Below are 9,816 nucleotides of genomic sequence, written 5' to 3' on the forward strand. Positions count from 1 at the left end.
CGAGATCGTGCGTGCCGATGAACGCAAGATGATGCCGCGTGTTATTTCCCGTGCCGGTACCAGCCAGGGCTACTCTTACGAATCGCTGTCATGGCGCAAACAGAACAAAAAAATGGAGCCGTTTCTGTTGTCGGTCATGGAAAAGGTCTCGGAAGAGAACACTTACAGCCATGATGGCGAAGAGTTCCTGTTTATCATGAAAGGGCCCGCCGAACTGGTGCTGGAAGATCAACGCCATGAGCTGGGTGAAGGGGATTGTGTCTACTTTGACTCATCCCTGCGGCATCGTCTGCTTTCCAAGGACGGCACAGAAGTGCAGGTGCTGGCGGTGGTTGCCAGATAGTTGATCCGTTTATCTACCTTGTAGATTTTGTCCGTATATTACACTGCAGAGGAAGGATGGTTCAGATGTCCAAGAAAGCGATTAAGCCCTCACTGAAGAACCCGTTTGCCCCACCGGAAACCGTTGAGTTTACCATTCCCGGCGAGATTCCCGGCAAGAAGGGCGGCTATGAAGAGGCGATGAAGGAAGGTCATGACCTGATTCAGCGTCCGATCAAGTCGGTCAGCATTGCCCAGATTGAAAAGCAACATTTCAAGAAGAGGATGACTGTCTGGGAGCGGATCAAGGTATTAACTGAGAAGGAGCCCAACGTCCTGTTCCAGAACTGGGGCAAAAATCTTGACGGCGCCTCGCTGGTCACCGGTATTCTGAATGTAAATGGCCGCGATGTGGCACTGTATGGCCATGACTTTACCGTGCGGGCCGGTTCCATTGATGCCACCAATGGTCGTAAGCTGGCACTGCTGTTTCAGATGGCTGGTGAAAAAGGGATTCCGGTTATCGGCATGAACGACTCTGCCGGTGCCTTTGTGCCTGCCGGAGTGGGTGGTCTGGACGGCTATGCCGAGGCCTTTACCGCCCTGCGCAAGATCAGCGGCGTGGTTCCTTCCATTATGTGTATGTTCGGCTTCAATGCCGGTGGTGGGTCCTATCTTCCCCGACAGGGCAGCTTTGTGATTCAGCCCAAAGACACCTTCTTCGGTCTGACCGGCCCCGGTGTAGTCAAGTCGGTACTTGGTGAGGATGTAACCCCTGAAGATCTTGGTGGGCCCAAGGTGCATGGAGCCTCCGGTGTGGCTGACCTGACCGTTGAGGATGAAGTGGGGGCACTGCGTGGTGCGTTGCAACTGCTTTCCTATGTGCCGGACAACAACAGTGTCATGTCACGCTTCCAGAAGACCAGTGACCCGCTGGATCGTAAAACCTGGGAGATCAATACCCTGTTAAAGAAGGCCTTCAACTCTCCCACCGGTTTCAATACTCCGTTTGATGTCTCAATCATGATCCAGCAGATCTGTGACCATGGTGACTATTTTGAGATGCAGCCGGATCGTGCCCGTGAGGCCGTGACCGCCTTTGGTCGTCTGGGGGGCAACGTGGTCGGCTTTGTGGCCAACAACTCTGCAGTGGCATCCGGGCAGATCTCAGTTGATTCCGCCTACAAGATCGCCCGCTTCAACCGTTTCTGTAACATCTATAATATTCCGATGATCTTTATGGAAGACACCACCGGCTTCCTGCCTGGTCGTGAGCAGGAGTCCCGCGGCATTGTTCAGGCCGGTCGCGCCATGCTGGATTCCATTGTTGATATCCGTACCCCCCGCATCCTGCTGATCATTCGGAACGCCTACGGCGGGGCCTATGCCTCCTATAACAACTATCCTACTGGTGCTGATCTGGTTCTGGCGCTGCCCACCACCCGTCTGGCGGTTATGGGGCCGGCCGGTAAAGAGTTTGTCTACAAGGATGAACTGCGTAAGTTGCGTGGTGCGATTAAGGACAAGGTTAAGCTGGGCGCACAGGAGCGGGTTGCTGCCGGTATGGCGGCAGGAGAGGCAACCAAGGATGCTGAGAAGGATGTGGCTGACTGGCTGAAGATTGAAGAGGCTGCACTGAATCTGCGCTATGAAAAAGAGTTGATGAATCCGAAGGAAGGTCTGGCTCTGGGCTCCATCTCATCACTGGTAATGCCCACCGATCTGCGTAAGGTGCTGGGCGAGAACATGAACTTCCTGCTGCGGCATTATAAGCCCGGCCCGATGCAGGCAATTCAGCGTGAGTTCCATTAACGGCTGAAGATCATTTATTAACACAGAGCAAGAGAGCAATAGAGAAAAGCGAAACTGCATAAAGAAACCATTAAGAATTTGGTTTAACCCTTTTAAAAGATTTTAGTTTTTACCTCTGTTGCTCAGTTGCTCCGTGTTTCAAAAAGATTTCAATAAAATTGGAGATACAAGCCCATGCCTCAGACCGATTACTATAAGCACAACCCCCTGATCCACCGGGATCGCCGATTGAGCAAGTCTTCATCCGAGTGGGTCCGTTCTTTTTCCTGCGAAGATCTGAAGCCGCTGATCGTCTGCCGTGGCCCGATTCGTAAGGAAGCGATGGATGTCTATCATGAAATGGGAATCAGCCACTACGGCATCCTGCTCTCAGAAAAAGATTCCATTGTCTATCCAAATGCCCTGGCTCCTGAACTGCGCCAGCTGACCGATTCCAACCGCGTTCACCGGGTACCTGATTATTCCGGCGCCAGCAAGGAGGAACGGGTTGAACGGATCAACCAGATCATCGGCATTGCCAAGGACAACGGCTATGACTCTATCTTTGCCGGTTATGGCTTTATGGCAGAAGACGAAGAGTTTGTGGCTGCCATTGAAAAGGCCGGTCTCAAGTTTATCGGGCCCTGCGCCAACACCCAGGCCCGGGCTGGTAAAAAGGATGAAGCCAAGCGAACCGCCCTGCTGGTAAATGTTTCAGTAACCCCTGGTATTGACAACGTTACGGCTCGTACTCTGGTCAAAAAGCATGACAGCCGTGAGAAGCTGCTGGCACTGGTCAAGGCAGAAGGGTTGGAGTGTGATGCCAAAATCCTGAAGGATACCAAGCTGCCGTTGGAAAACCTGGCAGATCATATCCTGATGACCTCATATCAGAAAGGGATCGATCTTTTCACTATTGAAGATCTTTGTGCCCAGGTACAGGAAGAGGTGACGGAGTTGTTCCGCAAGTATCCCCAGAGCCGTTTCAGAATCAAGGCGATTGGCGGCGGTGGTGGTAAGGGACAGCGGATTCTGGGCGCTTCACTGCTGGGTACCAAGAAGGCTGATGAAAAGGCTATAGCCAAGGCAGCCGCAGAGGCCCCTGCCATGGTGCGTGAGGTGCTGCAAGAGGTTAAGGCCAATGGTGTGGGCGACAACAAGAACGTCCTGATTGAGTTGAACATTGAACAGACCCGCCACAATGAGATCCAGCTGCTGGGTAACGGTGACTGGTGTATCTCACTGGGTGGCCGTGACTGCTCCCTGCAGATGCATGAGCAGAAGCTGCTTGAGGTGTCGGTTACTCAGGAAGGGCTGCTGGCGGCGATTGCCAAGGCCAAGGCAGAGAAGAGAAAAGAAGAGGTTACGGCGCTTGAATCAGATCTGAAGGTACTGCAGCGGATGGAAGAGGAATCTGCCCGCTTCGGTCAGGCCGTTGGTCTGGATTCCGCCTCCACCTTTGAGTGCATTGTGGACCGTGATCGTCACTACTTTATGGAGGTCAACACCCGGATCCAGGTGGAGCACCGGGTAACCGAGCTCTGCTATTCGCTTAAGTTCACCAACCCTAAAGACAAGAACGACTTCTTTATTGTGGAATCCCTGGTTGAGGCGATGGCCCTGCTGGCAGAGCATAAGCAGCGTCTGCCCAAGCCGGAGCGCTTTGTGCGTTTCAATGCCTCGGTTGAGGCCCGTCTGAACGCTACTGATGCCTCACTTTCTCCCCATGCCGGCGGTATGATCCGTTACTGGTCAAAGCCGATCAAGGGCGAGGTGCGTGATGATCAGGGGATCAGTATGCTGAACCCTGACACACATCAGTTCATGAAATACAAAGTGGCCGGTGCCTATGACTCCAACATCGCCCTGCTGCTTACCAAGGGTGATGACCGGCTCTGCAGCTATGAGCGCTTGTCTGAAGTCCTGCGCAGCACCACCCTGCGTGGCAGTTCGCTGGCAACCAACCTGGAGTTCCACTACGGCCTGGTTAACTGGTTCCTGGGTCGCAATGTCATGGCCAAGCCTACCACCCGCTTTGTGGTGCCGTACCTGACGCTGGTGGGTACCCTGAAGGAAGAGGCCAACAAGCTGGATGTAGTCTATGCCTTCTTCCAGATGAAGAAGCATTACGCCAAGTTAGTAACCGAGCAGTTCGGTGATCAGCCTGACGTGCTGGCCAAAGAGCTGAAAAATATGTCAGCACTGCTGGATCGTAAAGGCACGCTGGTCACCCGCCCGATGGAGCGTCTGCTGGATGATCCCCATCTGCTGTCCGGCTGGTTGTCGGTCAATACCAAGAACTTCAAGATTGAAAAAGGCAAGGTAATCTGGCTGCGTAACCCGCTGGGCGTGCTGCGTGATACCTATGAGTACCTGCATATGGACTACCGTCTTCATAAGCCAGCAGCCGAAATCATCTGGGATCATGACAGGAAGCTTCTCGAGGAAGGTCTTGATTTTTCAAGAAAAATTCGCGAGCACTTCGGCCTGCACAAGGATGAATACGACAAGCTGAATGAAATTCTGCACAAAGAGAAACCACAGGGCGGTTTTGATCAGGCCATGTGGGATGATATCCGTTCCGCCCACTATGGTTTTGAGGTCGGCCTCGAAATGTTGGGGATGCTGTTCCTGATCGGTGAAAATACCAAGTTCTGGGATATGAAGGTGCTGGATGATCTGGAAGTGGTGATCCCTGACTACCTGACCGATCCGGATCTGCAGGCGAGGATGAAGAAGATCCTGGTGCCGCCACCAGCCACCAAGGCAGACGAGATTGTTGCGGTCTGCGGCGGTATGTACTACGGTCAGGAAGGTCCCGGTCTGCCTCCTTTTGTGACTGAAGGGATGCACTTTGAGAAGGATCAGCCGCTGTACATCATTGAAGTTATGAAAATGTTCAATACCATCAGGGCGCCGTTCTCCGGCACCATTGACAAGATCATCATGGAAGGTGGCGACGGCACCATTGTCCAGAAGGGACAGCCGCTGTTCAAGATCACCCCGGATGAGAAATTTGTTGAGGTTGACGCAGCGGTTGTTGAGAAGGAAAAACGTGATCTGACCACCACCTATCTGAAGGCGGTGCTGTAAACGAAGACATTTTGAAACACGGAGCAACAGAGCAACGGAGAAAACCACGAAAAATCTTTTACGCAGAGATGCAGAGAAACAGAGAAAAACGAAAGAACAAACAAAAACGGTTTTTATTTTAACCTTTTTAACTTGTTTCCTCTGCATCCCTGCTTCTCTGCGACTCTGCGTAAAGATTGTAGAGGTGCTCGGTTGAACTACTGTTAAAACTTCAAAAGGCTCCAGGTGTCGCTATCTGGAGCCTTTACTGCTTACAAGCGAGGTAACCACCATGGCAACATTTGATAAGAAGACGACAGCAGACTGGGAAAAGCTGGCTGCCAAAGAGATCAAGAAAGAAACCACAGCCCCATTAACCTGGGATACGCCGGAAGGGATAGCGGTCAAGCCGCTCTATACCCAGGCTGACCTGGAAAAACTTGAAAACATTGATACCATGCCCGGTTTTGCGCCGTTTTTACGTGGTCCTAAGGCCACCATGTATGCCGGTCGCCCCTGGACGGTGCGCCAGTATGCCGGGTTCTCCACCGCAGAAGAATCCAATGCCTTCTATCGCCGTAACCTGGCTGCCGGTCAGCAAGGGCTTTCGGTTGCCTTTGACCTGGCAACCCACCGTGGCTACGACTCTGATCACCCTCGCGTGGTTGGCGATGTGGGCAAGGCCGGTGTTGCCATTGACTCGATCCTTGATATGGAAATCCTGTTCAAGGATATTCCCCTGGCTGATGTTTCGGTCTCCATGACTATGAATGGCGCGGTGCTGCCGATCCTGGCACTCTACATCGTGGCTGCTGAGGAACAGGGGGTGTCCCATGACAAGCTGGCCGGTACGATCCAGAACGATATCCTTAAAGAGTTCATGGTTCGTAACACCTATATCTATCCGCCAACCCCTTCAATGAAGATTATTGCTGATATTATTGAATACACCAGCAAGTATATGCCCAAGTTTAACTCCATCTCCATCAGTGGCTACCATATTCAGGAGGCAGGTGCTAACAACGTACAGGAGCTGGCCTTTACCCTTGCCGATGGTATTGAATACGTCAAGGCCGCCCTGGCGAAAGGTCTGGAGGTAGATCAGTTTGCGCCGCGGCTCTCCTTCTTCTTTGCCATTGGCATGAACTTCTTCATGGAGATCGCCAAGCTGCGGGCTGCCCGTTTCCTCTGGGCAGAGCTGATGTCCCAGTTCAATCCCCAAAATCCACTTTCCCTGGCACTGCGGACCCATTGCCAAACCTCTGGATGGAGCCTGACCGAGCAGGACCCTTACAACAACGTAATCCGTACCACCATTGAGGCCATGGCAGCGGTGCTGGGCGGTACCCAGTCCCTGCACACCAACGCCCTGGATGAGGCGATTGCCCTGCCCACCGAGCATTCTGCCCGTATTGCACGTAACACCCAGTTGGTGATTCAGGAAGAATCCGGTATCACCAGGGTGGTTGATCCTCTGGCTGGCTCCTATTATGTGGAATCTCTGACCGCCTCCTTGATCGAGGAAGGGCGTAAGCTGATCGCCGAGATAGACAGCCTGGGCGGTATGACCAAGGCGATTGAATCCGGTATGCCCAAGCTGAAGATTGAGGAATCAGCCGCCCGCAAGCAGGCCCGGATTGATATTGGCAGCGAGGTGATCGTCGGGGTTAACAAGTACAAGCTGGCAAAAGAAAATCCGATTGAGACCCTGGATATTGACAATACCGCGGTGCGTGAGGCTCAGATCGCCCGCCTGAAAAAGTTACGGACAGAGCGCAATGAGTGTGATTGTCAGGCAGCGTTGCAGGCCATTACCGCAGTGGCAGAATCCGGCCAGGGCAATCTGCTTGAGGCCTGCGTGGATGCGGCCCGCAAGCGGGCCTCGGTGGGTGAGATTTCTGATGCCATGGAAAAGGTCTTTGGTCGTCACAAGGCAGAGATCAAACTGGTTTCGGGGGTATACGGAAAAGTGTTTGAACAGAACGATGAATTTAGCGCCTTAAAGAAAGAGGTGGATGACTTTGCAGAAGCTGAAGGGCGTCGTCCCCGGATACTGATCGCCAAGATGGGTCAGGATGGCCATGATCGTGGTGCCAAGGTCATTGCCACCGCCTTTGCCGATGTTGGCTTTGACGTGGATATGGGGCCCCTGTTCCAGACCCCGGAGGAGACCGCCAAGATGGCGGTTGAAAACGATGTCCACGTGATCGGCGTTTCCAGTCTGGCTGCCGGTCATAAAACCCTGGTGCCGCAGCTGGTGGCAGAGCTGAAGAAACTTGATGCAGCTGATATCGTCGTGGTCTTAGGCGGGGTTATCCCCCGGCAGGATTATGAAGAACTGTACGCGGCAGGAGCTGCCTGCATCTTCGGACCGGGTACGCCGATCACCAAATCGGCCCGCGAAACACTGGAAGCGATTAAGAAAAAGGCCTAAAGACGCTATTTGAAACACAGAGCAACAGAGCAACGGAGAAAATCTTATAAGCAGCAAAGAAGGGGAAAGGCAAAAAACTGAAAGTCTTGCATTTTGTTTTATCCCTATAAGCTTTTAAGGTTTTGTTGTGTCCCTAAAGATTTTAGCTTTGCCCTTCTCTGTTGCTTAGTCGCTCTGTGTTTCAATATGGCCTTAAAGAAGTTATAAATGGAACTACACACACTCGCCGATAACATCCGTAAGGGTAATATCCGTGCCATGGGCAAGGGGATTACCCTGATTGAGAGCAAAAAGCCTGAACATGCCCAAAAGGCTGCCCAGTTACTTGACCTGCTGCTACCCCATACCGGAAACAGTTTACGTATCGGCATCACCGGCGTGCCGGGTGTCGGCAAGTCTACCTTCATTGAGGCCTTTGGCAGCTACCTGACTGAACAGGGGCATCGGGTAGCGGTGCTGGCGGTTGATCCTTCTTCTCAAATTACCGGTGGCAGTATTCTGGGTGACAAAACCCGCATGGAAGAACTGTCCCGCAATCCACATGCCTTTATCCGTCCCTCTCCAGCCGGTGATACCCTGGGTGGTGTGGCCCGTCGTACCCGTGAGACCATGCTGCTCTGCGAGGCGGCCGGTTATGATATTGTGATTGTCGAAACCGTCGGGGTTGGGCAGTCAGAGACCACGGTTGCCTCCATGGTGGACTTTTTCATGCTGCTGCAGCTGGCAACAGCCGGTGATGAACTGCAGGGGATAAAAAAAGGGGTCATGGAACTGGCTGATGCCATCATCGTCAATAAGGCCGATATTGATCTACAGAAGACCGCTCTTGCCCGGCAACAGTACCAAAATGCCCTGCATATTCTGCGGCCCAAAAGCAGAAACTGGCAGGTGCCGGTGTTGACCGTCAGCGCCCTGAAAAACGAAGGGGTGCCAGAGGTGTGGCAGATGTTGTCCAGCTTCCGCACTGCCATGCAGCAATCCGGCGAGTTTGAAGAAAACCGCAAACACCAGTCAGTGGACTGGATGTGGTCCCTGCTGATGGATGACCTGAAGACACTTTTCCTGAACCATAAGGATGTAAAAGGTATCTTTCATCAGGTGCAGGAAGCGGTATCACAAGGGATCACCACGCCGTCGGCAGCGTCCCGGCGCTTGCTGGATGTTTTCCGGCGGTAAGGAATTTTGTGGAAACACAGAGCAACGGAGCAACAGAGAAAAGCTGTCGTGACGCAGATCTTACTAATAGTATTATAGGCTGCGCTATTGAAGTGCATAAAACTCTGGGGCCTGGCTTGCTTGAGTCTGTTTATGAATCATGTCTGATGCATGAACTTGTTCGGGCTGGTTGTTTGGTTGAGCGCCAGAAGAAGCTGTTGGTAAATTATAAGGGGCTTGAATTTGAAGAAGGTTTTCGAATAGATTTGCTGGTGAATGATACTGTTATTGTTGAGCTTAAATGTGTGGAGCGCCTCCTGCCAATTCATGAAGCGCAACTTTATACCTATTTGAAGCTGTCTGGAAAAAGAACTGGTCTACTCATTAATTTTCTCTCAAAGCTTCTTAAAGACGGCATTCAACGGATAGCTTGCTGAAGGTATTTAGGAAACACAGAGGAGCAGAGCCACGGAGGAAAACCTGCAAGAAAGGTAAGACGGGGGAAGGCCAAAAGAAAGAAATTCTTAAGGTTTTTCTCTTTACCACATTCTTTCCTGCTTTAGGTTTTTAGATCTGATTTTGCTTTTGCCGTTCTCTGTTACTCAGTTGCTCTGTGTTTCGATAAAGGAAGGAATTTTATATGTTGCAGAAAATTAACCATATTGGCATAGCCGTGCAATCTTTGGATGCTACCTTACCGTTTTACCGTGATTGCCTTGGCATGGCCTTCAAGGGCCAGGAAGAAGTTGCCGAACAGAAGGTAAAGGTGGCGATGCTGCAGGTGGGGGAATCCAAGATAGAGCTGCTGGAGCCCACGGGGCCGGACAGTCCCATTGCAAAGTTTCTGGAAAAAAACGGCCCCGGCATCCATCATATTGCCTATGAAGTGGCTGATGTTGAGGCCGCCATTGCCCATATGCTGGCCCAAGGGGTGCGGATGATTGATGAGCAGCCACGTAATGGTGCCCATGGCACCCGGATCGCCTTTGTCCACCCTAAAAGCAGTAACGGTGTGTTAACTGAGTTGTGCCAGTGTAGCGTGG

General features: G+C 52.2%; 7 protein-coding genes. All 7 read left to right on the forward strand.

All coding sequences use genetic code 11. The features are described 5' to 3' along the window. Window positions 1-343: cupin domain-containing protein (locus OEL57_RS10060; protein WP_300740228.1), on the forward strand; the 343-nt coding region annotated here is incomplete at its 5' end. 65 nt (window positions 344-408) lie between these two features. Next, a complete protein-coding gene (locus OEL57_RS10065; protein ID WP_300740229.1) occupies window positions 409-2,133 on the forward strand; it encodes a carboxyl transferase domain-containing protein in 1,725 nt (574 codons plus the stop codon). 174 nt (window positions 2,134-2,307) lie between these two features. Then, window positions 2,308-5,205, forward strand: coding sequence for a biotin/lipoyl-containing protein (locus tag OEL57_RS10070; protein ID WP_300740230.1), 2,898 nt, complete (start codon window positions 2,308-2,310; stop codon window positions 5,203-5,205). Between the two features lie 271 nt (window positions 5,206-5,476). Beyond that, window positions 5,477-7,618 (forward strand): methylmalonyl-CoA mutase, encoded by a 2,142-nt coding sequence (gene scpA, locus OEL57_RS10075; RefSeq protein ID WP_300740232.1) that lies wholly within the window; start codon window positions 5,477-5,479, stop codon window positions 7,616-7,618. Between the two features lie 207 nt (window positions 7,619-7,825). Further along, on the forward strand, window positions 7,826-8,794 hold the full coding sequence (gene meaB, locus OEL57_RS10080) for a methylmalonyl Co-A mutase-associated GTPase MeaB (protein ID WP_300740234.1): 969 nt from the start codon (window positions 7,826-7,828) through the stop codon (window positions 8,792-8,794). 8 nt (window positions 8,795-8,802) lie between these two features. Beyond that, the gene (locus OEL57_RS10085) at window positions 8,803-9,210 is read left to right on the forward strand and encodes a GxxExxY protein (RefSeq protein ID WP_300740237.1); all 408 of its coding nucleotides are present in this window, start codon (window positions 8,803-8,805) and stop codon (window positions 9,208-9,210) included. 203 nt (window positions 9,211-9,413) lie between these two features. Further along, the coding region (gene mce / locus OEL57_RS10090) for a methylmalonyl-CoA epimerase (protein WP_300740238.1) at window positions 9,414-9,816 on the forward strand (403 nt) is incomplete at its 3' end.

Origin of the sequence: Trichlorobacter sp., from assembly GCF_030247655.1 — a bacterium.
Classification (GTDB): domain Bacteria; phylum Desulfobacterota; class Desulfuromonadia; order Geobacterales; family Pseudopelobacteraceae; genus Trichlorobacter.

Bases quoted from the DNA above. Each gene is read 5' to 3' on its own strand.
- OEL57_RS10065 (WP_300740229.1), top strand. From the start codon at position 409: ATGTCCAAGAAAGCGATTAAGCCCTCACTGAAGAACCCGTTTGCCCCA.
- OEL57_RS10070 (WP_300740230.1), top strand. From the start codon at position 2,308: ATGCCTCAGACCGATTACTATAAGCACAACCCCCTGATCCACCGGGAT.
- scpA (WP_300740232.1), top strand. From the start codon at position 5,477: ATGGCAACATTTGATAAGAAGACGACAGCAGACTGGGAAAAGCTGGCT.
- meaB (WP_300740234.1), top strand. From the start codon at position 7,826: ATGGAACTACACACACTCGCCGATAACATCCGTAAGGGTAATATCCGT.